At 61.6% G+C, this 23,681-nt stretch carries 23 protein-coding genes; 10 read left to right on the forward strand and 13 right to left on the reverse strand.

Going from position 1 to position 23,681, the window contains the following annotated elements; translation table 11 throughout:
- Positions 1 to 82: 82 nt before the first annotated feature.
- The 5 genes from INF37_RS00085 to INF37_RS00105 form a co-directional block, all read right to left on the reverse strand.
- The gene (locus INF37_RS00085; RefSeq protein ID WP_193535630.1) at positions 83 to 865 is read right to left on the reverse strand and encodes a tetratricopeptide repeat protein; all 783 of its coding nucleotides are present in this window, start codon (positions 863 to 865) and stop codon (positions 83 to 85) included.
- 78 nt (positions 866 to 943) lie between these two features.
- On the reverse strand, positions 944 to 1,537 hold the full coding sequence (gene pth / locus INF37_RS00090; RefSeq protein ID WP_101692625.1) for an aminoacyl-tRNA hydrolase: 594 nt from the start codon (positions 1,535 to 1,537) through the stop codon (positions 944 to 946).
- A 106-nt stretch (positions 1,538 to 1,643) separates the two neighbouring features.
- Positions 1,644 to 2,600: a ribose-phosphate pyrophosphokinase gene (locus INF37_RS00095; protein ID WP_101692624.1), complete on the reverse strand. Its 957-nt coding sequence runs from the start codon at positions 2,598 to 2,600 to the stop codon at positions 1,644 to 1,646.
- Positions 2,601 to 2,696: 96 nt separating this feature from the next.
- Positions 2,697 to 3,896: a DapH/DapD/GlmU-related protein gene (locus tag INF37_RS00100; protein ID WP_193535632.1), complete on the reverse strand. Its 1,200-nt coding sequence runs from the start codon at positions 3,894 to 3,896 to the stop codon at positions 2,697 to 2,699.
- Positions 3,897 to 4,124: 228 nt separating this feature from the next.
- Positions 4,125 to 4,613, reverse strand: coding sequence for an HD domain-containing protein (locus INF37_RS00105; RefSeq protein WP_101692622.1), 489 nt, complete (start codon positions 4,611 to 4,613; stop codon positions 4,125 to 4,127).
- Between the two features lie 431 nt (positions 4,614 to 5,044).
- On the opposite strand from INF37_RS00105, the gene INF37_RS00110 reads away from it, so the two are divergent.
- The 9 genes from INF37_RS00110 (at position 5,045) to INF37_RS00150 (ending at position 15,719) form a co-directional block, all read left to right on the forward strand.
- The gene (locus INF37_RS00110) at positions 5,045 to 5,734 is read left to right on the forward strand and encodes a YczE/YyaS/YitT family protein (protein WP_193535634.1); all 690 of its coding nucleotides are present in this window, start codon (positions 5,045 to 5,047) and stop codon (positions 5,732 to 5,734) included.
- Between the two features lie 165 nt (positions 5,735 to 5,899).
- Positions 5,900 to 6,262, forward strand: coding sequence for a GntR family transcriptional regulator (locus INF37_RS00115; RefSeq protein WP_101692620.1), 363 nt, complete (start codon positions 5,900 to 5,902; stop codon positions 6,260 to 6,262).
- Between the two features lie 24 nt (positions 6,263 to 6,286).
- Entirely contained in the window at positions 6,287 to 7,189 is a 903-nt protein-coding gene (locus INF37_RS00120) for an ABC transporter ATP-binding protein (RefSeq protein ID WP_193535636.1), read from the forward strand.
- Positions 7,164 to 9,059: an ABC transporter permease gene (locus INF37_RS00125; protein ID WP_193535638.1), complete on the forward strand. Its 1,896-nt coding sequence runs from the start codon at positions 7,164 to 7,166 to the stop codon at positions 9,057 to 9,059. The genes INF37_RS00120 and INF37_RS00125 overlap by 26 nt, the downstream gene beginning before the upstream one ends.
- Before the next feature lie 278 nt (positions 9,060 to 9,337).
- Positions 9,338 to 10,519, forward strand: a complete 1,182-nt coding sequence (locus INF37_RS00130; RefSeq protein WP_193535640.1) for an acetyl-CoA C-acetyltransferase — start codon at positions 9,338 to 9,340, stop codon at positions 10,517 to 10,519.
- Between the two features lie 286 nt (positions 10,520 to 10,805).
- On the forward strand, positions 10,806 to 12,281 hold the full coding sequence (locus tag INF37_RS00135) for a pyridoxal-5-phosphate-dependent protein subunit beta (RefSeq protein ID WP_193535642.1): 1,476 nt from the start codon (positions 10,806 to 10,808) through the stop codon (positions 12,279 to 12,281).
- Between the two features lie 84 nt (positions 12,282 to 12,365).
- On the forward strand, positions 12,366 to 13,604 hold the full coding sequence (locus INF37_RS00140) for a threonine synthase (protein WP_101692678.1): 1,239 nt from the start codon (positions 12,366 to 12,368) through the stop codon (positions 13,602 to 13,604).
- A 159-nt stretch (positions 13,605 to 13,763) separates the two neighbouring features.
- Positions 13,764 to 15,146 (forward strand): dihydropyrimidinase, encoded by a 1,383-nt coding sequence (gene hydA, locus INF37_RS00145; protein WP_193535644.1) that lies wholly within the window; start codon positions 13,764 to 13,766, stop codon positions 15,144 to 15,146.
- 6 nt (positions 15,147 to 15,152) lie between these two features.
- A complete protein-coding gene (locus tag INF37_RS00150; protein ID WP_235964089.1) occupies positions 15,153 to 15,719 on the forward strand; it encodes a nucleotidyltransferase family protein in 567 nt (188 codons plus the stop codon).
- A 41-nt stretch (positions 15,720 to 15,760) separates the two neighbouring features.
- On the opposite strand, the gene INF37_RS00155 is transcribed toward INF37_RS00150, so the two are convergent.
- Genes INF37_RS00155 through INF37_RS00175 form a run of 5 tightly spaced genes read right to left on the reverse strand, consistent with a single transcriptional unit; the run spans position 15,761 to position 18,918 of the window.
- Positions 15,761 to 16,030, reverse strand: a complete 270-nt coding sequence (locus INF37_RS00155) for a thioredoxin family protein (protein WP_101692676.1) — start codon at positions 16,028 to 16,030, stop codon at positions 15,761 to 15,763.
- Positions 16,031 to 16,035: 5 nt separating this feature from the next.
- The gene (locus tag INF37_RS00160) at positions 16,036 to 16,791 is read right to left on the reverse strand and encodes an XdhC family protein (protein ID WP_101692614.1); all 756 of its coding nucleotides are present in this window, start codon (positions 16,789 to 16,791) and stop codon (positions 16,036 to 16,038) included.
- Between the two features lie 52 nt (positions 16,792 to 16,843).
- Positions 16,844 to 17,635, reverse strand: a complete 792-nt coding sequence (gene yqeB, locus INF37_RS00165) for a selenium-dependent molybdenum cofactor biosynthesis protein YqeB (RefSeq protein WP_193535646.1) — start codon at positions 17,633 to 17,635, stop codon at positions 16,844 to 16,846.
- Positions 17,623 to 18,345: a selenium cofactor biosynthesis protein YqeC gene (gene yqeC / locus INF37_RS00170; protein WP_101692612.1), complete on the reverse strand. Its 723-nt coding sequence runs from the start codon at positions 18,343 to 18,345 to the stop codon at positions 17,623 to 17,625. The genes yqeB and yqeC overlap by 13 nt, the downstream gene beginning before the upstream one ends.
- Positions 18,346 to 18,357: 12 nt before the next feature.
- Positions 18,358 to 18,918, reverse strand: coding sequence for a manganese efflux pump MntP (locus INF37_RS00175; protein WP_186963220.1), 561 nt, complete (start codon positions 18,916 to 18,918; stop codon positions 18,358 to 18,360).
- A 199-nt stretch (positions 18,919 to 19,117) separates the two neighbouring features.
- Between INF37_RS00175 and tadA the strand changes: the two genes are divergently transcribed.
- Positions 19,118 to 19,639, forward strand: coding sequence for a tRNA adenosine(34) deaminase TadA (gene tadA, locus INF37_RS00180; protein WP_101692610.1), 522 nt, complete (start codon positions 19,118 to 19,120; stop codon positions 19,637 to 19,639).
- A gap of 318 nt (positions 19,640 to 19,957) precedes the next feature.
- Here the strand turns inward: tadA and INF37_RS00185 are convergent, their stop codons facing one another.
- From INF37_RS00185 to INF37_RS00195, 3 genes are read right to left on the reverse strand one after another with little or no spacing between them, the layout of a single operon-like run.
- On the reverse strand, positions 19,958 to 20,944 hold the full coding sequence (locus tag INF37_RS00185; protein WP_101692609.1) for an ABC transporter permease: 987 nt from the start codon (positions 20,942 to 20,944) through the stop codon (positions 19,958 to 19,960).
- Entirely contained in the window at positions 20,937 to 22,040 is a 1,104-nt protein-coding gene (locus tag INF37_RS00190; protein WP_193535648.1) for an ABC transporter permease, read from the reverse strand. The genes INF37_RS00185 and INF37_RS00190 overlap by 8 nt, the downstream gene beginning before the upstream one ends.
- On the reverse strand, positions 22,037 to 23,626 hold the full coding sequence (locus INF37_RS00195) for an ABC transporter ATP-binding protein (RefSeq protein WP_193535650.1): 1,590 nt from the start codon (positions 23,624 to 23,626) through the stop codon (positions 22,037 to 22,039). Before INF37_RS00195 ends, INF37_RS00190 begins: the two co-directional genes overlap by 4 nt.
- Between the last annotated feature and the right edge of the window lie 55 nt (positions 23,627 to 23,681).

Genomic DNA, 23,681 nt, shown 5'->3' on the forward strand with positions numbered 1-23,681 from the left:
TTGCCCATGCGTACAGCGCCGCGGGAGTGCTCTCTCCCGCGGCGCCCATTTGCTCCGATATGGATTGGAAGAACAGTCTGCCTCAGCGTCCCAGCTCCAGCAACTCCTCCGCCCGGCTGCGTATCGCCAGACGGTTTCCATACTGGGCCACGAAGCGCAGATGCTCCGCCGCCTCTTCCGGCCGGCCCAGCGCCCGGAAGAGCTGCCCCAATTCATAGTGCCAGGCCACCCGCAGACGCAGGGAAGACGCCTTCTCCAGGCAGGCCTTCATGGCCCCCTCCAGTCCCTCGGTCTGTCCCTGCCGCAGGGCGAGGCAGAGCTCCTGTTCCCTCAGGGCCTTCTCAAGGGTCTTGCGCCCCAGCCATTTCCGGCGGGCCGCCCGGCGGCCCTGCTCCAGCCACTGTCCCGCCGTCCCGGGGTCGGACAGATCACTGCGGCAGGCCACATAGAGCAGGAAGCTGTCCGGCTGCCGCCAGAGCTTCCGCCGCCCCTCCACCTGTTCCAGGGTCGACAGGGCCTCCACCTCCCGCCCCAGCAGAAGCAGGCAAAACCCCTCATAGACCCGATAGCGGGTACTGCCTGGGTTCTGCCGCAGGACGGAGCGGCACCACGCCAACAGCGGTGCCGGATCACAGGTCTGATCCAGCCGGGCCATCTGGTGGCGCAGTTCTTTTATCGTTAGAATGGAGATCACATCCATATAGCCTATGACCCATACCCAAAACAGCAGCAGCGGGAGCTGCCACCCATCGTACAGCATTTCCGCCGCTGCCAGGCCCAGCAGCCCCAGGCCCATCCAGATCCAGGCGCCCACCCGGGCCCGTTCCAATATCCAGCGTCTGATAAAAGCCGCCTCCCATTCCATGTGTTCTCTCACACAGAATAGCAGACGGCTTTTGAGAAGAATGAACGATTTTCTTACAAAATACGAAAGATGGCAGACTTACCCGTTGAAGCGGCTCATGGTCTTGTCCGGCCCCTCCCGGAGGAAGCACTCCACCGCGTCGGCCGCCCGTTTGACGGCCACGTCCATGGTCTTGCGGTCCTCCCCCTGGAATTTTCCCAGCACCCAGTCGGCCATGTCGTAGTCGGGATGGGGCTTCTCCCCCACGCCTACCTTGATCCGGGGGAACTGGTCGCTGCCCAGGTGCTGGATGATGTTTTTCAGGCCGTTATGTCCCCCGGCCGAACCGCCGCGGCGCACCCGCAGCTTTCCCACCGGCAGGGACACATCGTCCGAGATAACCAGCACATGGTCGGCGGGCACCTTGAAAAAACGGGCCGCCTCCCCCACCGCCTCACCGGAGAGGTTCATATAGGTCACCGGCTTCATCAGCAAAACCTTTTCTCCCCCGATCTCCAGGGTGTTGGTGAGAGCGCGGTACTTGAGCTTCTGGATGGGTACCCGTCCCCGCTCCGCCAGCTCATCGGCTACCTCAAAGCCCACATTGTGCCGGGTGTTGTCGTACTTTTCACCGATGTTGCCAAGGCCCACTACCAGCCAGGATACGCCGCCCGATGTCCTTCCGAAAAACATGGATACCACCTCACAGGATTACAGCATTGCAGAAAAGGGGGCGTCCCCGCCGGGCAAATGACCCGGCAGGGGCGCCCCGCACCCGCCCGCAGGCGGGAGAGGATGCTTACAGGAACAGCTTGGAGACCGAGATCTCCTCGTAGATGCGCTCAATGGCCTCGGCGAACATGGGGGCCACGGACAGATACTTGATCTTGTCGCAGGTCTCCGCCTTGGCGGGGATGGTGTTGAGGAAGAGGACCTCGTCCAGGGCGCTGTTGCGGATGCGCTCCACCGCAGGACCGGAGAGGACGCCGTGGGAGGCGCAGGCGGTGACCGACTTGGCTCCGCCGATCTCCACCAGAGCCTGGGCGGCGTGGCAGAGGGACCCGCCGGTGTCCACCATGTCGTCCAGCAGGATGACGCGCTTACCGCGCACATCGCCGATGATGTTCATGACCTCGGAGGAGTTGGCCTTCTGGCGGCGCTTATCCACGATGGCCAGAGGCATATCCAGCTTCTGGGCAAAGGCGCGGGCGCGGGCCACGGATCCCACGTCGGGGGAGACCACCATCACCTCGTCGTGGCAGTCCTTGTACTTCTCCAGGAAGTGGTTGACGAACACGGGAGAGCCCATCAGATTGTCCACGGGGATGTCGAAGAAGCCCTGGATCTGATTGGCGTGCAGGTCCATGGTGAGGACCCGGTCGGCGCCGGCGCGGGTGATGAGGTTGGCCACCAGCTTGGCGGAGATGGGATCGCGGGGCTTGGTCTTGCGGTCCTGACGGGCATAGCCGAAGTAGGGGATGACCGCGGTGATACGGCCGGCGGAGGCGCGCTTCATGGCGTCGATCATGATGAGCAGTTCCATCAGGTTGTCGTTGACGGGGCTGCAAGTGGACTGGATCACAAAGACGTCAGAGCCACGCACCGTCTCGTAGATGGACACATACTTCTCGCCGTCGGAGAAGGTGCCCACCTCGGCCTCACCCAGGGAGGTGCCGATCTTCTTGCAGATGTCCAGGGCCAGCGCCTGGTTGGAGCTTCCGCAAAAGATCTTAATGTCCTTACCGTGTGCAATCATTTCTACATACATCCTCTCATATGTTTTGCGGCCAAACCCTGCCGCTCAAGTCACTTCTCTATCTGCATCTTATCCGGGTTCTGCCCGGGGGATGGCTTATTTTCTGCGGTTGCGCCGGCGGGCCGCCCACTGCTTCTTGACCACCTGGATGCTCCGGGCAATGGCCAGAGAATCCGCCGGCACATCGTCGGTGATGGTAGAGCCGGCAGCGGTATAGGCGCCGTCCCCGATCTTTACCGGGGCCACCAGATTGGTGTTGCAGCCGATGAAGGCATTGTCGCCGATGGTGGTGCGGAATTTGCTGGTGCCGTCATAGTTGACGGTGACCGTACCGCAGCCGAAGTTTACATGGCCGCCCACGTCGGAGTCGCCCACATAGGTCAGGTGCGAGATCTTGGTGCCGTCGCCGATGGTGGAGTTTTTCAGCTCCACAAAGTCGCCCACCTTGACCTCCCGGCCCACATGGCAGCCCGGACGGATATAGGCAAAGGGTCCCACCTTGGTCCCCTCCTCCACCGTGCTCTCATTGAGCTGGGAGGCATTGACCGTCACGCCCCGGCCGATCACGCAGTCCCGGATCATGGTGTTGGGGCCCAGTTCGCACTCCGGACCGATCACGGTCCGTCCCCGCAGGATGACCCCGGGCAGCACCACCGTTCCCCGGCCCAGTGTGACCTGAGGCCCGATATAGGCCTGGGCGGGATCCAGGAAGCGTACCCCCGCTTCCCGGGCACGGCTGACGCTGTCCTCCCGGGCTACGGTCTGGAGGTCCTCCAGATTTTTCTCCTCCAGGGGGAGGAAGCAGCTCTCATAGGGACGGCAGTGGACGGTCAGGACCTCCAGAATATCGCCGCCCTCGGCCAGCGCAGCCCGGCCGGCGGGAGTAAACTCAAACACACCGTGTCCCTCCGGGTGGATCCCCCGGCTGAGCATGGCATTTTTCTCCTGGGGCGGCAGCTCAGCCAGCCCATCCCGGACGCGGCTGACGGCATAGGCGGGCATAAAAACAGGCCGGGTCACCGCCACCACCCGGTCATGTCCCTCCAGGAAGGTCAGCAGACGCTCTCTGGCCCCGTCGGTCCCGGTGGTGATGAACACCGTTCCCTCCGGGAAACAGGTCTCGGCCTGGGCCTGGTCGTCCTGATGGCATACCACCAGAAACTCCTCTGCTCCAGCGCGCTCCAGTGCCTGCTCCAGCCAAAGGGCCGCAGGGTCAAAGAGCAGCGGCTCCAGCAGCAGGGACGGCCGGTTCCCCTCCCGCGGCAGGAATACGATTGCACCCACCTTTTCCGTCATACGCGGTCACACTCCTTCTCTTTTTTCGATTATATCAAAGCGGCCGTGGAAATGCACCCATATTTTTGGGAAAATCCGTCTCCCGATGCCATATCAGACAAATGCACAATTCCAAATGGGTTTTCCCCCGGCTTCTCAACAACTTTACCGCCTCTTTACACAGCAGGTTGCCTGGAAAGCGTAAAAAAAGGAGGACCCCCGGGGATCCTCCTTCCGGTTCTGCCCCGGTTATGCCATGACCAGGCGGCGCATCCCCATGACACGCCAGAGCTGGGAGACCTCCAATGTGGCACAGAACTTATCCGCCAGGTTCACAACCGCCGCCTCCCGGCTGCGGGGCCGGCGTTTGGCCAGGGGCCACATATGGGACAGAATGATATTCTCTTCTTTGGGCGAGAGCTCGCCGCACAGCATGCGGGCATTGCGTGCCGCGGCCACCGGGTGGTCAAAGCACTGGTTGCCCGGATGGGTCCCGGGTTCCCGGGCGTTGTACAGGTACAGGTCGTGGAGCAGGCCGCAGCGAGCCGCCGTGCGGCAGTCCAGTCCCCAGCGCCGGGCCAGGCGGAAGGCAATATAGGCTACGAATACCGAGTGCTCGTAGCAGTTGCAGCCCGGGTGGTGGGGGATCTCCCGCATGGAGAGCACCTCACGGCTCTCAATCAGGTCGGCCACGCACTCCAGGAACCGATACCAATGCGTCTCATCGAACAAAACCATGGGAATCACCCCTTCACAGTCATTGGACCCACTTGGGTCCGGGGCCCTGAGATCCGGGCCCCTCCGTATTTATTATAGTAGCTTTCCAACGGTTTGTCATGTCGTTTTGGGCAATTGCCAGCATTTTCTTTCCGGTCCGAACCGGCCCCTTTCCCGCTCTTTTTCATGCGCACGACATATATTTCACTTTTTTACAGTTTTTTGCTTTTATTTTTGTTCTATCTATACAAATTTTTCTTACATCGTCTCCAATATAAATACGTTTTATTTCAAAGTGTATTTACATCAAATACACTCACTGACTGTTCAATAAAATTTTTCTTGACAAACTGCACAACCTTGCCGTAAACTCCTCATATCACTATATGAGTTTTGGCAAAACAGCGGCTTGCCGGCTCATAAAATTCAAAAGAAAAGATGGTGGATTTTCTATGTCTACTCCCTCCGCTGCAACAAAAGATCAAGTGGTCAAACGCTGGATCGTCTTTTTCATCGGCATGTTCCTGATGGGTACCGGTATTGCGCTGAGCATCAAGGCTACCATTGGTGTCTCTCCCATGAGCAGTATTACCAACCTCTTCTATCTGATTTTCCCCAACATTTCGCTGGGTACCTTTTCCTTTCTGCTGAACTTCCTGTTTTTTGTGGCTGAGTTTATCGTGGCGCCTAAGACCTGGCACCCGGTCAAGATCCTCACGCAGCTGGTTCCCACCTTTATCTGCAGCGTCTTTATCGACGTCAATATGTGGCTGTGCAACGCTGTGGTGCCCACCTCCTACGTGTCCAAGCTGCTGGTCCTGGTGGCGGGCTGCATTGTCTTTGGTCTGAGCCTGGCCCTGATGGTCTCCGCCGACGCCACCCTTCAGCCCAGCGAGGCTTTCATCAGCGTGGTGGCCGAGCGTACCGGTCGGGCCTGGGGCAATGTCCGCACCGCGACCGATATTACCCTGGTGGTGCTGGCCACCATTGGTTCTCTGATTGTTTTCCATGGCGTGACCACCGTACGGGAAGGCACTATTATCGCTGCTGTGCTCATTGGCCAGTCCTCCCGCTGGTTTGCCCCGCTCACCGACCGCCTCTTCCGCTCTCAGGAAGAGCTTACTCCCGTCTCTCAGAATTGACCGTTCCGAACCGCCCCGGTGAAACCGCCGGGGCGGTTTTTTGTCTCCCGTCCGGAATCGTCAGAAAATGTTAAGACTTTTTCCCTTGTTCCCGGTCATATACTCCTCTATACTGACTGTATTAATACACCTCATACAGTTCAACTCTAGGAAAGGGGTCTGATTATGATTCGTCTTGACTCCCGGGATGCGCGCCCCATTTATGAACAGGTGATGGACAGTCTGCGCCGTCTGGTGGTGTCCGGCGCTATTCAGCCTGGGGAGAAGCTCCCCTCGGTCCGCGCGATGGCCACTACGCTGGCCATCAACCCCAACACGATCCAGCGGGCCTATGAATCCCTGGCGGCGGAGGGCTACCTCCACCCAGTGGCCGGCAAGGGCTGTTTTGCGGCTGACCGGGGGGATATCCAGGGCCGGCGCCGGGAAACCCTTTTAAATCGGTTTGACCAGACGGCTGCTGAACTGATTTTTCTGGGACTGAGCCCGGACGAGCTCTCTCGTCGCCTGCATGCTGTTTCCCAGCCATAATTTGAGAAGGAGGAGCCGCTGTTTATGATCTCAGTCCAAAATGTAGTAAAGACCTTCGACAGGTTCCGGGCCCTGAACGGTCTGAACATGGAGGTGCCCGACGGGGCCATCTACGGCCTGGTGGGCCCCAACGGAGCGGGAAAATCCACCATTCTGCGCCACATCACCGGCATTTATCGGCAGGATTCCGGCCAGGTGCTGGTGGCAGGTGAGCCGGTCTACGAGAACCCCGCCGTCAAGGCCCGCATCGCTTCCATCCCCGATGAGCTCTACACCTTCCTGTCCGCCTCCACCCGGGATATGATGCGCTTTTTCCGGGGCTTCTACCCCCGCTTTGATGAAGCGCGCTACCAGGCTCTGAAAGAGGTCTTTTCCTCGGTGCAGGAAAATATCCCGGTGCGCCGTCTCTCCAAGGGCATGCAGAAGCAGGCGGCCTTCTGGCTCTCCCTGTGCTGCCGGCCCGACCTGCTGGTGCTGGATGAGCCGGTGGACGGTCTGGACCCGGTGATGCGCCGGCAGGTCTGGTCCCTCCTCATGGGCGACGTGGCGGAGTATGGCACCACTGTGCTGGTCTCCTCCCACAACCTGCGGGAGCTGGAGGACGTCTGCGACCATGTGGGAATCCTCTCCCAGGGCAAGGTGCTGCTGGAGCGTGCCCTGGCGGATCTGCAGGACAATATCGTGAAGATGCAGATCGTCTTCCAGGAGCGGGAGCTGCCTCAGCTCCCCGAGGACCTGGCCGTCCTCCATGTGTCCCAGGTGGGGCGTATCCATACCCTGATTGTCCGGGGCTCGGCCGACGAGGTGACCAACCGTCTGGCGATTTATGCCCCCATTCTGATGGAGGCCCTGCCTCTGACGCTGGAGGAAATCTTTATCTATGAATTGGGAGGTGAGGACTATGCCGTCCGTGACATCGTGCTCTAAGGAGCGCCGCCCCTGCGCCTGGTTCAACATCACGCTCTTTCGGAAAAACTGGTCCCGGTTCTGGCCCCTGTGGTCTCTGTACGGGGTGATCTGGTTCTTAATTCTGACCGTGGGCATTCTCAACAGCCGCAGTATCTATGATACCATGCCGGATAATTACTACCCGACCGGTTATGTAGTGTACGCCATCCCCATGGGTATCCTACTCTCACTGGGCTTTGGTGTACTGTGTGCCATGGCGGTCTTTTCCTATCTCTACTCCAGCCGTCCGGTGGGGCTCATGCACGCCCTGCCCATCCGGCGGGAGGGGCTCTTTCTCACCAACTACCTCTCGGGCCTGAGCTTTTTTGTCCTCCCCATTCTGGTGGTGGCCCTGCTCACCCTGGGGGCAGAGCTCTATGCGGGCCACGGGGTGGATTTGACCTCTCTCTTCCTGTGGGGCTGGTGCCAGTGCATGGTCTCCCTGTTCTTCTACTCCTTTGCGGTGTTCTGCGCCATGTTTACCGGCCACATTCTGGCGTTGCCCGCCTTCTACGGCATCCTCAACGGCCTGGTGTTCGGCCTGGATGCTCTCTTTCGGGAGCTGGCCCGCATCTTCCTCTTCGGATTTTATACCTCATATCAACTCAACCCCTGGGTGGAGTGGCTCACTCCCACACTCTGCTACATCGACCGCATGGGCAGCACCGGCTCCCCCAATTATCACTTTACCGGACTGCTTCCCGTCTTTGTGTATATGCTGGCCGGGCTGGTTTTCACCGGACTGGCCCTGCTCCTCTACCGCCGCCGCCATCTGGAGACCGCCGGGGATGTGGTGGCTGTCTCCTGGCTGCGCCCCATCTTCAAATACGGTGTGGCCTTCTGCTCCGCCGTGGTTATCGGCACTTTTCTGTGGAGCGTCTTCCTGCCCCAGGTCTCGCATAGCATCCTGTGGTCTCTCCTGTTCTTCCTGCTGCTCACAGGAGCCCTTGGCTACTTTATCGCCGAAATGCTGCTGTGCAAATCCTTCCGCGTCTTCCGGCAGGGCTGGAAGGGCTGCCTCTGCTTTCTGATCCTGCTCACGCTGGGCGTGAGCACTCTGGAGGTCGACCCGATCGGCTTTGAGGTCCGGGTCCCCCAGGCCCAGCAGGTGGTGGAAGTACGCCTGGATACTCCCTCCTTCGCCCCCTATGATGGAGCTTCCTCTCCTTCCGTCCTGCGCCGGGAGGAGGACATTGCCCGTCTGGTGGAGCTCCATCAGACCATCATCGACCATCAGTCCCAGCTGGAGTCGGCTGAGCGTGTATCTTCCCACTCCTATGTCTCCCAGCAGGTGGGAGATTATATGGTGGATGTGGAGACTTCCGGCTCGTTCTACTTCTCCTTCACCTATCTCTTCCGGGACGGCGGCACCATGCGGCGCAGCTACCGTATCCCGGTGGACGAGGAGCTTCTGGCCGAGCCCACCTCTCCCGCCGCCAAGCTGGATGCGCTCATCAATGCTCCGGGTCTGGCACAGCAGGAGTATCTCTCCCTCTACCGCAGCGGCGATGTGCTGACCAGAGTCAACCTCTCCACTTATACGGGAGCCGATCAAATTTTCTCCAGCGGCGCGGATACCCAGCTGCTTCTGGACGCCGTGCTCACCGATCTGGAAGAGGGAAATCTGGGCCGTCACTATCTGTTGGAGAATCAGGACCGCTATGCCAACTGCTACTATAACGATCTGACCTTCCACTTCTACTCGCAGGAGGCCCGTTCGGAACTGGTGGAAGACGGACATATTTATCAATTCACCATTACCATTCAGACCACGGCCACCCATACCCTGGAGGCCCTGCGGGAGTTGGGCGCAGAGGATGTACTCATCCTCCGCAGCGCAGCCCCCTGAGAAACTCCGGCATCCCGCACCTCTCCAAAGATTTTTTGAAAGTATGTTAAATTTTTAACTTTCTCATTCAAATCCGGCGGTCCTGGGCGTTTCGTCCCGGTGACCGCCGGATTTTTGACCTCCAAAGTATATTGTTAAAATATTCACAAGTCACCGTTGCATTTTTCTTCCCCATCATATATAATAAGCTCATCCGGTTCGCAAACCGAATTTGTATTCATTGCCGATTCCGCGACCATATATCGAACGAAATGTAAAATATTTGGAGGGTCAATTCTATGAAGGACATTTATGTTGTCAATTGCTGCCGTACCGCCATCGGCTCCTTCGGTGGTTCCCTGAAGGATGTTCCCGCCGCCAAGCTGGGCTCCATCGTTGTGGCTGAGGCGCTCAAGCGTGCCAACGTCAAGCCTGAGCAGGTGGACGAGGTCATGTTCGGCAGCATCCTGACTGCCGCTGCCGGTCAGAATATGGCCCGCCAGGTTTCTCTGGGCGCCGGTATTCCCGTTGAAGTGCCCGCCTACACCGTCAGCATGGTCTGCGGCTCCGGCATGAAGTCCGTGATCGAGGGTGCCCGTACCATCCTGGCTGGTGACGCCGACATCATCGTGGCCGGCGGCACCGAGAACATGTCCGCTGCCCCCTATGCCATGCCCGCCGCCCGCTTCGGCGCCCGCATGAACGACACCAAGCTGGTGGACACCATGGTGAAGGACGGCCTGTGGGATGTGTTCAACGACTACCACATGGGCATCACCGCTGAGAACGTCTGCGACCAGTGGGGCATCACCCGCGAGGAGCTGGACGAGTTCGCCCTGAACTCCCAGATGAAGGCCAAGGCTGCTCAGGAGGCCGGCAAGTTTGACGACGAGATCGTCCCCGTGCCCGTGAAGGTCAAGAAGGAGATCGTGGACTTCAAGGTCGACGAGTTCCCCCGCCACGGCACCACCGCTGAGGGTCTGGCCAAGCTGAAGCCCGCCTTCAAGAAGGACGGCCGCGTCACCGCCGGCAACGCCTCCGGCATCAACGACGGCGCTGCCGCCATCATCCTGGCCTCCGGCGAGGCTGTGGAGAAGTACGGCCTGAAGCCCATGGCCAAGCTGGTCTCCTGGGGCCAGGGCGGCGTGGATCCCAAGATCATGGGCGTGGGTCCTGTTCCCGCCTCCAAGCAGGCTATGGAGAAGGCCGGCCTGACCATCGAGGACATGGATCTGGTGGAGGCCAACGAGGCCTTTGCTGCCCAGTCCATCGCTGTGGCCCGCGAGCTGAAGTTTGACATGAGCAAGGTCAACGTCAACGGCGGCGCCATCTCCCTGGGTCACCCCGTGGGCTGCTCCGGCGCCCGCATCATCGTCACCCTGCTGCACGAGATGAGCAAGCGTCCCGAGGCCAAGAAGGGCCTTGCCACCCTGTGCATCGGCGGCGGCATGGGCACTGCCGTCATCCTCGAGAAGTGCTAATCTGAATATTTTTTCCGGCGGGCCGCATTTGCGGCCCGCTTTTTTCTGTCTTTCTCCGCGCCGCGGCCGTTCTCTGTTTTTATCGGGCGGACAGAATTTCACTCATCTGAACGTGCATGGTCACACTCCCGTTATTTTGTACAAATAATTCATTATATGATTTACTTTCAATGAAAACGCCTAAGTTCAAAAATTATTTCTTTCCTCTTGATTTATTTCCAGATTGTGCTATGATTAGGGCATGGCAGCGCCTTTGGCACTCTGTATTTTAAGGAGGACACGGAATATGATTGACCTTACCATCCGCCGAGACAGTCTGGACCGAAACATCAAAAAGGCCCGCGAAAATAACGTCATCATTCCCACCATTGCCCAGATGCAGGAGCCGGAATCCATTCCTGGCGCCATCCGGGACAAGCTGAAAAATGTGGGACTGTGGGACGTCAATCCTCTGAACCTGTTCCGCATTACCTGGAAGAACGAAGCCAAGGAATTTGGCGGCGGCTATCAGGCTGTGCCCAACTATGTGGAGCTGCCCTCCTCCCTGACCGGTGTTCCCTGCCGCATTCTGGCCATGGCGGGCAAGTGGTTCCCCACCGGATGCCACAAGGTGGGCGCCTCCTTTGGATGTCTGGCCCCCCGTCTGGTGACCGGACAGTTTGACGCCACCTATCACCATGCCGTCTGGCCCTCCACGGGCAACTACTGCCGCGGCGGCGCCTTCAACTCCAAGCTGCTGGCCTGTGACAGCGTAGCCATCCTTCCCGCCGAGATGAGCAAGGAGCGCTTCGAGTGGCTCAGCCAGATCGCCGGCCAGGTCATCGCCACCCCCGGCTGTGAGTCCAACGTCAAGGAGATCTTTGACAAGACCTGGGAGCTCAAGCAGGATCCCACCATGATGATCTTCAACCAGTTTGAAGAGATGGGCAACCCCCTGTGGCACTACAATGTGACCGGTACCGCTCTGGCCGATCTCTATGAGGCGGTCAAGCGCCCCGGCGACCGTCTGGCCGGCGCCTGCTTTACCTCCGGCTCGGCGGGCACCATGTCGGCCGGCGACCTGCTCAAGGACCGCTATCCCCATGTGAAGCTGGCCGTGGGCGAGGCGCTCCAGTGCCCCACCATTCTGGAAAACGGCTTTGGCGGCCACCGCATTGAGGGTATCGGCGACAAGCACATCCCCTGGATCCACAATGTCAAGAACACCGATATGGTCATCGACATTGATGATGAGGATTCCCAGCGCCTGCTCCGCCTCTTCAACACCCCCGACGGCCAGAAGTACCTGAAGGAAGAGCTGGGCCTCTCGGATGAGCTGCTGGAGAAGCTGACCTGGATGGGCATTTCCGGTATCGCCAACGTGCTGTGCTGCATCAAGATGGCCAAGTACTACGAGCTGACCGAGCGCGACGTGGTGGTCACCGTCCTCACCGACTCGGCCGTCATGTATCAGAGCCGCATCGAAGAGCTCAACCAGATGCACGGCGCCTACAACCTGCAGGAGGCCGCTCTGGACCACAACCTGCACATTCTGGGCCTCAAGACCGACAACATGGCCGAGCTCAACTACTGGGACCGCAAGCGGGTCCACAACCTGAAGTACTACACCTGGGTGGAGCAGCAGGCCCGCGACGTGAAGGACCTCAACGCCCTGTGGTACGACACCGAGGGCACCTGGGACGCCGTCCACCAGCAGGCCAAGGATCTGGACGAGCTGATCAACGAATTCAACGACGCCACTGGACTGCTCAAGGCCCTGTAAGCGCCTCATTCATCCATACACACCGGACCGGCGGGCGGGGAAATCCCGCCCGCCGGCTGTTTTGAAAAGGAGGTCATCCCGTTGCTGAAGAATGTGAAATACGCCAAATGTGTCAAGTGCGGCAAGGAGTATGAAGCCACCCCCAACACCACCACCTGTACCTGCGGCGGTATCCTGGACATTGTCTACGACTACGATTACATCAAGGCCCACTTCACCAGGGACGACCTGGAGCGCAGCCAGGAGTGGTCCATGTGGCGTTACCGTCCCTTCCTGCCCGTGGAGGCCGACTCGGCGCCCACTCCACTGCGGGTGGGCTGGTCTCCCCTCTACCGGGCGGACAATCTGGCCCGGGAGCTGGGCCTCAAGACCCTCTACATCAAGGACGACGGACAGAATCCCACCGCCTCTCTGAAGGACCGCGCCTCCGCCATGGCGGTGGTCAAGGCCCGGGAGGCGGGTGCCCACACCATTGCCTGCTCCTCCACCGGCAACGCCGCCTCCTCTCTGGCGGGCAACGCGGCGGCGGCGGGTATCCCCACCTACATCTTTGTCCCCTCTCGCGCTCCCAAGGGCAAGGTGGCCCAGCTGCGCATCTTCGGCGCCACGGTCATCAGCGTGGACGGCTCCTATGAGGACACCTTTGAGCTCTCCAAGGCCGCCATCGAGAAGTGGGGCTGGTACAACCGCAACGCCGCCATCAACCCCTATCTCTCCGAGGGCAAAAAGACGGTCACCCTGGAGATCCTGGAGCAGCTCCACTGGAAGGTGCCCGACTTCATCGCCCTCTCGGTGGGCGATGGCTGCACCATCGCCGGCGCCTGGAAGGGCCTCAAGGACCTCTATGCCGCCGGATTCATCGACCGGCTCCCCCGCCTCATCTCGGTCCAGGCGGAGGGCTGCTGCCCCCTCAACCGGGCTATCATGACGGCCACTCCCTGGCAGCCCATGGAGGAGAACACCCTGGCCGACTCCATCGCCGTGGGCGTGCCCCGCAACGCGGACAAGGCCCTCCAGGCCATTGAGGAGTCCGACGGTCTGGTGGTCAACGTCACCGACGACGAGATTCTGGCCGCCATGCGCCTTCTGGGCCGGACCCAGGGCGTCTTTGGCGAGCCCGCCGGTGTCACCGGTACTGCCGGTGTCAAGAAAGCCCTGGAGCGCGGCATCCTGGACCCCGACGCCACGGTGGTCAGCGTGGTCACCGGCAACGGCCTCAAGGATGTGGCCAACGGCATCAAGGCCGCGGGAGAGCCCATGCTGGTCCGTCCCTCCATGGACGAACTGCTCAAGGCCTTCGACGCCAATGGGATCCATCCCTGACCCCTCCGGCGCAGCGTTCCTGTACTCTTGCGTTCAACCTTTCCATGTGCTACAATAGAGCCGGAAATGGCTGAAACGGAGCCTGAATGGGCGGGTCACATCCGTTTTGGATGTGACCCGCCCTGTTTTGTATTTACTCTTATTGAAGGAGGCCTATCTATGTCCATCCTCATTCAAAACGGTACCCTGATCCTCCCCGACGGCCCGGTAAAGGCTGATCTGCGGGTGGATGCGGGCAAGATCGCCGAGATTGGCCCCGCCCTCTCCGCCGACGGCTGTCAGGTCATCGACGCGGGGGGCAAGCTGGTTTTCCCCGGCTTTATCGACACCCACACGCACTTCGAGATGAACAAGGGCACCGACCGGGAGACTGCGGACAACTGGGAGACCGGCACCCGGGCCGCCCTGGCCGGCGGCACCACCTGCGTGCTGGACTTTGCCGAGCCGGAGCACGGCCACTCCCTCCAGTCCGCGCTGGACGAGTGGCACAGCCGTGCTGATGGCCACGCCTCCTGCAACTACTCCTTCCACATGACCATCGTGGACTGGGATGCCCGCATCCGGGAAGAGCTGCCCAAAATGACCGAGCAGGGCATCACCTCCTACAAGGTCTACCTGGCCTACCACGGCATGCGCATCCCCGACGGCGTGGCCTATGAGGTCATCAAGGCCGTTGGTAAGGAGGGCGGCGTGGTGGGCTGCCACTGCGAGAACGGCGACCTCATCGACGAGGCCATTGCCGAGCTCAAGGAGGCCGGTATGCTCACGCCCGCCTCCCATCCCCTGGCCCACAGTGACCTCATCGAGTCTGAGGCCGTCAACCGCTGGCTCAATCTGGCCGAGCAGGCCGGCTATCCGGTCAACGTGGTCCATCTCTCCACCCAGCGCGGCCTGGAGGAGGCCCTGATGGCCCGGTCCCACGGCCAGTCCCTCTACCTGGAGTCCTGCCCCCAGTACTTCACCATGACCGACGAGAAGTATCACCTCCCCGGCTTTGAGAGCGCCAAGTACGTCTTCTCTCCCCCGCTGCGCAAGCAGGAGGATGTGGACGCCCTGTGGGAGGCCCTGGGTGAGGATGAGATCGACACCATCGGCACCGACCACTGCTCCTTTAACTACGCCACCACCAAGCACCTGGGCAAGGACGACTTCTCCGCCATCCCCCCCGGCATCCCCGGCGTGGAGCACCGTCCGGCTCTCATGTACACCTACGGCGTCCGGCAGGAGCACATCTCCGAGCTTCAGATGATGAAGACCCTCTCGGAGAATCCCGCCAAGCTCTTTGGCATGTTCCCCCAGAAGGGCACGCTGGCCGTGGGAAGCGACGCTGATATCGTTATTTTTGATCCGAATTATACGTGGTGTATTCGTGCGGCCGAGCAATATCAGAATGTGGACTACACGCCCTATGAGGGCATGGAGATGGCGGGCCGTACCGAGACCGTCCTGCTGGGCGGCGAGGTCGCCGTGGAGGACGGCAAAGTGATCAAGGAAGGCCTGGGCAAGTTCGTCCACCGCGGACCCTCCCAGTTCTGGAGATAAGGCTGTATGGAGATCGGATGCGTCCTGATGGCCTCGGGATTTGGCCGGCGCTTTGGCTCCAATAAGCTCCTTCTGCCGGTGGAGGGGGTGCCCCTGGTCCAGCGGGCGCTCACCCTCTATGCCGGTGCCCCCTTTGCCCGCCGGGTGGTGGTGAGTCAGTATGAGTCTATCCTCTCCCTGGGCCGGAAGGCGGGTTTTCTCCCCCTTCCCAACCCGGAGGCCGCGCGGGGGATCTCCGCCTCGGTCACCCTGGGGACTCGGGCCTGTATGGACCTGGACGGCATCCTCTTCGGCGTGTGCGATCAGCCCTGGCTCACTCCGGAGAGCGTGAATGCTCTGCTGGAGGCCTTCCAGTCCTACCCGGACCGGATCTGCTCCCTCTGCTATGGGGAGCGGCGGGGCAATCCCGCCCTGTTCCCCTCCGCCCTCTTTCCCGAGCTTCTGGCCCTCACCGGCGATACCGGCGGCGGCCAGGTCATCCGCCGTCACAAGGAGCTTCTGCACCTGGTGCCGGCCGCCCATCCCCGGGAGCTCTTTGATATCGACCGCCCGGAGGATCTCCCCCAGACATAAAAATACCCCCTGTCCTCGGTGGACAGGGGGTATTTTTTGACTTATTCGGCGCTCATGGCAGCCGCAAAGACCTTCTCCACATCCTGCTGGGTGACGGGACCCTCATGGATCTTCACTCCGTCCACATAGTAGGTGGGCACATAGTAGTAGTCGTGGGCGTCGGCCAGCTCCTTCTCCACTTCCTCATCCACGATGCGCAGGGGCACCTGGGCCCACTCGGGATGGAACTTGGCGGTCAGCGCCTCATGCCACTTGAGGGCGCGCTTACAGTGGGGGCAGCCCGCCTGGACAAACATCAGGATCTCTTTCATGGCGATCAACCCTTTCGGTTCTCAAAGTCCACTTCGATCTTGCCGCCGCAGACCATGCCCAGCTCGGCCGCCGCGTGGGAGAGATCGTAGAGCTTGTGCTCCCGCTCCACGCCGTTCTTCATCATCTCCAGGGCGTCCAGCTTGGCCCGGTACTCCACCGCGCCGCCGCCGATGGTACCCACGCACGTCCCGTCAGGATGCACCAGCATCCAGGTCCCCTCACCCCGGGGCGCGGAGCCGCTCTTGCGGGTAATGGTGCACAGCACGCCCTTCTCACTGGGAGGAGGCGGCGTTCCGGGGCCCTTGCGCGCCCGCTCCTGGATGACCTCACCCAAGATGGATACGGCGATCTCCGCCGGAGTCTGCGCGCCGATCTGGAGTCCCACGGGAGAGTGTACCCCAGCCAGCACGTTGGCGTGGAAGCCAAGCTCCTTCATCCGCTTCATCACAGCGGCCACCTTGATCTTGCTGCCGATCATACCCACATAGGCGTAGTCGCCCTGGAGCACCTTGGCCAGGCACTCTCCGTCGAAGGCATGTCCCCGGGTCAGGATCACATAGTAGTCGTCGCTCCGGCTGCCCAGCTCGTCCAGGGCCTCCAGGAAGGGCTTGCACAGCACCTGCGCAGCCATGGGGAAGCGCTCGGGGTTGGCAAACTCCTCCCGGTCGTCGATGACCACCACTTCAAATTCCAGATGGCTGGCCATGTAGGCCACTTCCAGCGACACATGGCCGCCGCCGCATAAAATCAGTCGTTCCATGGATCATTCTCCTCTGTATCATCGGTTTCCCGCCCTGGAGGCGGGGTCGTCTTTATCCCTTCCGGTTCTGGAAATAGAGCAGGCCCTCCAGCACGCCACCGCCGATGGCCCGGGCCTTGTCCGAGATCGTGAAGCAGTGGTTGCACTCACACCGGGGATCGATGTCCCCCGACTTCATCCCCTGCTTGACCCGCAGCCCGTCGGGCAGCATGCCCCGGACCGTACCGGGCATCAGGGCATAGACCGGCTCGCCGTCCACAGTGGCCACCACATCTCCCTCAGCGACCATGTCGCCGATGTGGGCCACCGGGTGGAAGATGCCGTCCCGGCAGGCGCGGATGATCCGCTGGGTGGTGTAGCCTCCCACATCGCCGGGCACGCCCGTGTTGGGGATGGCCGACCCCTCCAGGATCAGGCGGCCCAGATAGTGGCCCCGCTTGGTCTCAATGACGCCGCGGCAGTCTACCCCGGCGGTGAAGCCGGGCCCCAGGGCCAGCACGATGGGGGCGTCGTCTATCCGGGTGTTGACATTATACTTGGCCAGGATGGCGTCCACCTCGGCGTCAAAGGGCATCTGGGTGCGGATGGCCGCCTCCGGGTCCACCAGCACGGGGATCTCCCCCCGCTCCAGACAGGCCTTGACTTCCTCCACGGTCTCCACCCGGCGGGAGGTGACCCCCTCCACCGTGGCGGTGCCGTCATAGATACACTGGCAGAAGGCCACCGTCCGCCGCACCGCGGTGGGCTGTTCAATATCGGTCATTACGATCGAATAGCCCGCCCGGTAAAGCCGGTAGGCCACCCCTGTGGCCAGGTCTCCCGCGCCTTTGATCAGAACCAGCATAGTCCTCCTCGCTCCTTTTCCTCATAGCTCTTGATGAGCGTGAAAATACCCAGCCGGTCCAGACCGGCGGCGATGACCCGGGCCCGCTCCCGCAGGGCCGGAGTATCCGTCTTATTCAGCAGGCACCGGTATGCCATGCCGGGGGCCACATTCTTCCGGCTCCCTCGCTCGCTGGAGAGGATCGCCGTCATATCGGCCTCGGTGACCTTGTCCTCCAGCGTTTTCCCCAGAAAGGCCGCCACCAGGTCGGCCCGGTGGCAGATCTCACCGATAGGCTTGTCCAGGGCGTCCATCCCGGCTACCGCCACCACCGCGTCGCTCTCCGGTGGGATGACCGGCTCATGGTCGGCCGGGATCTTCAGAGGCCGGATCCGGGCTCCGTCCCCCTCCACCAGGACCACGTCGGCCACCGAGCGGCAAAGGCCGATCTCTCCCGTGCCGCACAGCTTGTCCGCCCGGCCCAGGGTGCCCAGGGTGATGATCCCATGGCGCTCCAGGCACTGGCGCAAATGCTCCGGCGCGGGGTCGTCCGTGAGAAAAATGCGGGGGTGGGGCATGATGTGGGTGGTGGTGGTCACGATCACCCGCTTCCCCGCCTCCCGGGCCTCCCGGGCCAGGGCATACATGGTGGTGGTCTTTCCGCCGCCTCCCACCAGGGTGACCGCCCGGTGGCGGTCCATATCCAGGTGCAGATCGCTCCAGAGTCCCATCCGATTACCCCCTTATCCCAAGAGATGTTCCAGCAGGATTTTCAGGCCGATGCCGATGAGCACCAGTCCGCCCACCAGCTCCGCCCGCTTCTGAAAGAGGCATCCCAGCCGGCGTCCCGCCAGACCGCCCACTACCGACAGGCCAAAGGCCACCACGCCGATCACCAGGGCGGACGAGAAAATGTTCACGTTCTTCATGAAGGCCATGGAGACTCCCACGGCCAGCGCGTCAATGCTGGTGGCCACCGCCAGCATCACCAGGCGGCGGCAGGTCAGCTCCACGGGGCCGCTCTCGGTCTCACAGGAGTCGTCCCTTGCGCCCCAGACCATGCGTCCGCCGATGACCGCCAGCAGGGCGAAGGCCACCCAGTGGTCCAGCGCCTCGATGTAGCCGCTGACGCTGGTCCCCAGGAACCAACCGATCAGGGGCATGGCAAACTGGAAAAAGCCGAAATAGAGGCCCATGCGCACGGCCTGCTTCCAGCCGAAGCCAGGGACTGAGATACCGCTGGACACGGATACCGCAAAGGCGTCCAGGGCCAAACTTACCGCAATCAACAAAACTTCAATCAAATATGCTCACCTATTCTCCTGTTCTTCTCCCGATGCCTAGCATTTCCCCAGACATCATCACATGATTATACCATAGAGTTTTCCCCCACGCCATCTTTTTTCCGCTCCAACTTCTCCTTTCTCCCCTTGCGCCGCCCGGGAAAAACAGGTATGCTAATGCTGCCCCTGCGGGGAGAGCAAGCGAAAGGGGATGGCTTTCATGACCCATGAGGACTATATGCGCATGGCCCTGGATTTAGCCCGGGAGGCCATGGAGGAGGGCGAGGTGCCGGTCGGCTGCGTCATCGTCTGGGAGGATGGGCGGGTGGTCGGCCGTGGCCGCAACCGCCGGGAGACCGGGAAAGACGCCCTGGCCCATGCCGAGCTGGAGGCCATCCGCCAGGCCAACGCCCTTTTGGGTGGATGGCGGCTCCACAAGGCCACCCTCTATGTGACGCTGGAGCCCTGCCCCATGTGTGCCGGAGGCATCATCAACGCCCGCATCCCCCAGGTGTGGTACGGCGCGGCCGACGCCAAGGCGGGCTGCTGCGGGTCGGTGCTGGACCTCTTTGCCCAGCCCTTCAACCACCACCCCCAGGTCCACAGCGGCCTTTTGGAGGAGGAGTGCGCCGCGCTGCTCCAGGCTTTTTTCCAGCGTCTCCGGGACAAGCGTAAGGCGGCGAAATCCGTTTCGTCCCCCTCCGATGCGGCGTCTGCCCCGTCTCGTGAGACCTTTACATAAAATCCAAAAAGATTTAAAACTCTTGTAACACCTTTTCGCTGATTTGTTAACAACTCTCGGCTATTATAATACCTGCAAGAGACAGTTTCTTTTCATTTCATTGTATCCTCTTTCCTAAGGCAGGGGCCGGACGTCAGGAGCAGGCGTCCGGCCCTTGTCGTTTTCGTTTGGCCCTCTCATTTTGTGAGAGATATGCTACATATAGCCACAGAGGGCACTCCCATATGCGTCCTCTCAACCGCAAAACCTCCTGCCCGGCGGGTATGCCGGACAGGAGGTTTTTCTGCGTTTATGGCTTAGTTTGCGGAGCAGCCCTTGTTATCGCTCTTCCCGGAAATAGGCGTTGCCCAGGTTGGCGGGGGGCTGGCTCTCCCGGCGCTGCCGGATGCTCACGGCGATGAGGACCACCACCGTGGCGATGTAGGGCACGATGTCATAGATGGGGGCCAGACGGTTCCCGCCCCAGTTCATGTACAGGCGCAGCACCGACAGTCCGCCGAACACCAGGCTGCCCGCCAGCGCCCGGGCCGGGCTCCAGGTGGCGAAGATGACCAGAGCCACGGCGATCCAGCCTTTACCTGCGATGCAGTTGTGCACCCAGACGCCCTGCTGCTGGGCCATGACGATGTACATACCGCCCAGGCCCGAGATCCCGCCGCCGATGCAGGTGGCCAGATACCGGTAGGCCGTCACATTGATGCCGGCCGCATCGGCCGTGCCCGGATTCTCACCCACCGAGCGCAGGTTGAGGCCCAGCCGGCTGTGATTCAGGAACAGCGAGAGAACGACCGCCACCAGCACCGCCAGATAGACCAGATAGTTGTAGGAGAAGAGGAGCTTCCCCACCACCGGCAGGTCTTGAAGCACCGGGATGCCGCCGTTGAAGACGCTCTTGGTGCTCTGGCTCACCGCCACAAAGCCGCCGGCGGCGTTGCCCATGGCCTCGCCCACCAGGTTGCCGAAGCCGGTGCCGAAGATGGTCAGGGCCAGACCGGTCACGTTCTGGTTGGCCCGCAGGGTGATGGTGAGCACGCTGTACAGAAGCGCCCCGAAGGCCGCGCACAGGAAGGCACACACCGTGGCGATGACCGCCGCCGTCACGCCGGAGGCCGCGGGACCGGCCATCTGCTCGTAGTAATAGGCCCCGGCCAGACCGGCCACGCCGCCCATGTACATCATGCCCTCCACACCGAGGTTCAGGTTGCCCGATTTCTCGGTGAGGATCTCTCCCAGTGTGCCGAAGAGCAGGGGCGCCCCCGCCGCCACAGCGGCCATGACAAAGGCAATGGAAAACAGATTACTCATGCGTACGCTCCCCCTTTCCCCGGACGATGAGCCGGTAGCTGATGAAGAACTCACATCCCAGCATGAAGAAGAGCACGATGCCCGTGAGCATGTCAGCCGCCGAAGCCGGGATGGTATAGAGGGTCTGGATGGTATCCGCGCCCTTTTCCAGGATGGCCAGCAGCGCGGCAATGGCGATCATGACAAAGGGGTTGAGCTTGGCAAGCCACGCCACCGTAATGGCGGTAAAGCCGATACCGCCGGCGGTGTTCTCGGTGAGGGTGCCGCTGGCCCCCGACACCTGGAGGAAGCCAACCAGCCCCGCGATGCCGCCCGAGAGGAACATGGTGCGCCGGATGATGTGGGATACGTTCATGCCCGCATACTGGGCGGTGCGCACGCTCTCGCCCACCACGGCGATCTCATAGCCCTGCTTGCTGTATTTGAGATAGCCGAACATGAGGGCGGTCACCGCCAGGACGATGATCCAGCCGATGTGGACGCCCAGCGCCTTGGGCAGCAGGGCCGCCGAGTCAAACATGGGGATCTTGGGATAGCCGTTGGCGTTCAGGTCGGGGCCCCAGGGTCCGGCCTGGAGATACCTTACAAACCCCAGGACGATGTAGTTGAGCATCAGGGTAAACAGGGTCTCGTTGGTCCCCCACCGGGCCTTGAAGACCGCGGGGATGAGTCCCCACACTCCGCCGGCCAGGATGCCGGCCACTGCCATGACCACCAGCAGGACCGGCCGGGGCAGGCTGTCCGCCCAGAAGAGGGCAAAGTAGCTGGCCGCGATGCCGCCGGCCAGGATCTGGCCCTCCGCGCCGATGTTCCAGAACTTCATCTTGAAGGCGGGGGCGATGGCCACCGCCGCACCCAGCAGAGGGATGGCCTTTTTCACGGTCTCCCGCAGGACCCGGCTCTTGCCCAGGGACCCCTCCACCATGGAGGCGTAGACCTGGATGGGGTTGTGCCCCAGCACCGCGATGATGAGTCCGCCGGTGACCAGGGCCAGCAGGATGGCCGCGGCCCGGATGGCCCACGCCTGGGCGCGGGGGATGTCGTCCCGCTTGGCCAGACGAATCAGTGGCTCTCTGTGTTCGGTGTGTACGCTCATACCGCCGCACCCTCCTTTCCAGTCCCGCTCAGGTGGGTCATGAGGAGGCCCACCTCCTCCTTGGTGGTCTGTTCCGCGTCCACGATGCCGCTGACCCGGCCGCCGCAGAGCACCAGGATGCGGTCGCACAGCTCCAGCAGCACGTCCAGATCCTCACCCACCAGGATGACGGCCACCCCCCGCTTCTTCTGCTCATTGAGAAGGTTGTAGATGGTGTAGGAGGAATTGATGTCCAGTCCCCGCACCGGGTAGGCCGTCATGAGCACCGTGGGGCTGGAGGCGATCTCTCGTCCCACCAGCACCTTCTGCACGTTGCCGCCCGAGAGGCGGCGCACCGGGGTGGAGATGCTGGGCGCCACGATCTCCAGCTCCTCCTTCAGCCGCATGGCCAGCTCCCGGGGCGGCTTCCGGTCCACCAGAGGGCCCTTGCCCTGCCGATAGGTCTTGAGCATCATGTTGTCCACCATGTCCATGCTGGCCACCAGGCCCATGCCCAGCCGGTCCTCGGGTACGAAGGCCAGGGAGACCCCGATCTTCTGGATCTGGGTGGGAGTCTTCCCCACCAGCTCCTCTCCGGCCTTGTCCACCGGGACATGGAGTCCGGCGATCTCCGAATTGGGATGGGGCGGGTAGTAGAAGATATGCCCCGACTCCACCTTCTGGAGTCCCGCGATGGCCTCCAGCAGCTCCTTCTGGCCCGAACCGGCGATCCCGGCGATGCCCAGGATCTCGCCGCCCCGGGCCTCAAAGGACACATCCTCCAGGGCCTTGACTCCCTCTGCCCCCCGGCAGTTGAGTCCCTTGACCTCCAGACGCAGGTCCTGATACTCCGTCTTGGGCCGGTCGATGTTCAGGCTCACCGCATGGCCCACCATCATCTCGGTGAGCTTCTGGGGATTGGTCTCACAGGTGGGGACGGTACCGATGTATTGGCCCTTGCGCAGGACGGCCACCTGGTCGGAGATGGCCATGACCTCGTGGAGCTTGTGGGTGATGATGATGATGGACTTGCCGTCGCCCCGCATGTTGCGGAGAACGGCAAAGAGCTTGGCGGTCTCCTGGGGGGTGAGAACGGCGGTGGGCTCGTCCAAAATGAGAATATTGGCGCCCCGGTAGAGGACCTTGACGATCTCCACCGTCTGCTTCTGGGAGACCGACATGTCGTACACCTTCTGATCCGGGTCGATTTCAAAGCCGTATTTCTCACTGATGGCCTTGACCTGGCGCCCCACTTCCCGCCGGTCCAGACGCCCGCCCCCCTTGAGACCCAGAATGATATTCTCGGCGGCCGTCAGCACGTCCACCAGCTTGAAGTGCTGGTGGATCATGCCGATGCCCAGGTCGTGGGCGTCCTTGGGGGAGCGGATGGTGACCTCCTTCCCGTCCACCAGGATGGAGCCATGGTCGGGAAAATAGATGCCCGAGAGCATGTTCATCAGTGTGGTCTTACCGCTTCCGTTTTCTCCCAGCAGGGAGAGGATCTCTCCCCGGCGCAGGGTCAGGGAGACCTTGTCGTTGGCCACCACCTCGCCAAAGGTCTTGGTCAGCTCCCGCAGCTCGATGGCATAGTTGGCCTGGTTATCCATGTGCTCACCTCTCTTGCTCAGTTTGGGCAGCGCCCTGTGGAAAAAAGGGCGGGGC

Origin of the sequence: Pseudoflavonifractor gallinarum (assembly GCF_014982855.1) — a bacterium.
Taxonomy (GTDB): Bacteria; Bacillota; Clostridia; order Oscillospirales; family Oscillospiraceae; genus Pseudoflavonifractor_A; species Pseudoflavonifractor_A gallinarum.

Excerpts from the sequence above, each read along its gene's own strand:
- INF37_RS00085 (WP_193535630.1), bottom strand. The coding sequence starts at position 865 with ATGGAATGGGAGGCGGCTTTTATCAGACGCTGGATATTGGAACGGGCC.
- pth (WP_101692625.1), bottom strand. The coding sequence starts at position 1,537 with ATGTTTTTCGGAAGGACATCGGGCGGCGTATCCTGGCTGGTAGTGGGC.
- INF37_RS00095 (WP_101692624.1), bottom strand. The coding sequence starts at position 2,600 with ATGATTGCACACGGTAAGGACATTAAGATCTTTTGCGGAAGCTCCAAC.
- INF37_RS00100 (WP_193535632.1), bottom strand. The coding sequence starts at position 3,896 with ATGACGGAAAAGGTGGGTGCAATCGTATTCCTGCCGCGGGAGGGGAAC.
- INF37_RS00105 (WP_101692622.1), bottom strand. The coding sequence starts at position 4,613 with ATGGTTTTGTTCGATGAGACGCATTGGTATCGGTTCCTGGAGTGCGTG.
- INF37_RS00110 (WP_193535634.1), top strand. The coding sequence starts at position 5,045 with ATGTCTACTCCCTCCGCTGCAACAAAAGATCAAGTGGTCAAACGCTGG.
- INF37_RS00115 (WP_101692620.1), top strand. The coding sequence starts at position 5,900 with ATGATTCGTCTTGACTCCCGGGATGCGCGCCCCATTTATGAACAGGTG.
- INF37_RS00120 (WP_193535636.1), top strand. The coding sequence starts at position 6,287 with ATGATCTCAGTCCAAAATGTAGTAAAGACCTTCGACAGGTTCCGGGCC.
- INF37_RS00125 (WP_193535638.1), top strand. The coding sequence starts at position 7,164 with ATGCCGTCCGTGACATCGTGCTCTAAGGAGCGCCGCCCCTGCGCCTGG.
- INF37_RS00130 (WP_193535640.1), top strand. The coding sequence starts at position 9,338 with ATGAAGGACATTTATGTTGTCAATTGCTGCCGTACCGCCATCGGCTCC.
- INF37_RS00135 (WP_193535642.1), top strand. The coding sequence starts at position 10,806 with ATGATTGACCTTACCATCCGCCGAGACAGTCTGGACCGAAACATCAAA.
- hydA (WP_193535644.1), top strand. The coding sequence starts at position 13,764 with ATGTCCATCCTCATTCAAAACGGTACCCTGATCCTCCCCGACGGCCCG.
- INF37_RS00150 (WP_235964089.1), top strand. The coding sequence starts at position 15,153 with ATGGAGATCGGATGCGTCCTGATGGCCTCGGGATTTGGCCGGCGCTTT.
- INF37_RS00155 (WP_101692676.1), bottom strand. The coding sequence starts at position 16,030 with ATGAAAGAGATCCTGATGTTTGTCCAGGCGGGCTGCCCCCACTGTAAG.
- INF37_RS00160 (WP_101692614.1), bottom strand. The coding sequence starts at position 16,791 with ATGGAACGACTGATTTTATGCGGCGGCGGCCATGTGTCGCTGGAAGTG.
- yqeB (WP_193535646.1), bottom strand. The coding sequence starts at position 17,635 with ATGCTGGTTCTGATCAAAGGCGCGGGAGACCTGGCCACAGGGGTGGCC.
- yqeC (WP_101692612.1), bottom strand. The coding sequence starts at position 18,345 with ATGGGACTCTGGAGCGATCTGCACCTGGATATGGACCGCCACCGGGCG.
- tadA (WP_101692610.1), top strand. The coding sequence starts at position 19,118 with ATGACCCATGAGGACTATATGCGCATGGCCCTGGATTTAGCCCGGGAG.
- INF37_RS00185 (WP_101692609.1), bottom strand. The coding sequence starts at position 20,944 with ATGAGTAATCTGTTTTCCATTGCCTTTGTCATGGCCGCTGTGGCGGCG.
- INF37_RS00190 (WP_193535648.1), bottom strand. The coding sequence starts at position 22,040 with ATGAGCGTACACACCGAACACAGAGAGCCACTGATTCGTCTGGCCAAG.
- INF37_RS00195 (WP_193535650.1), bottom strand. The coding sequence starts at position 23,626 with ATGGATAACCAGGCCAACTATGCCATCGAGCTGCGGGAGCTGACCAAG.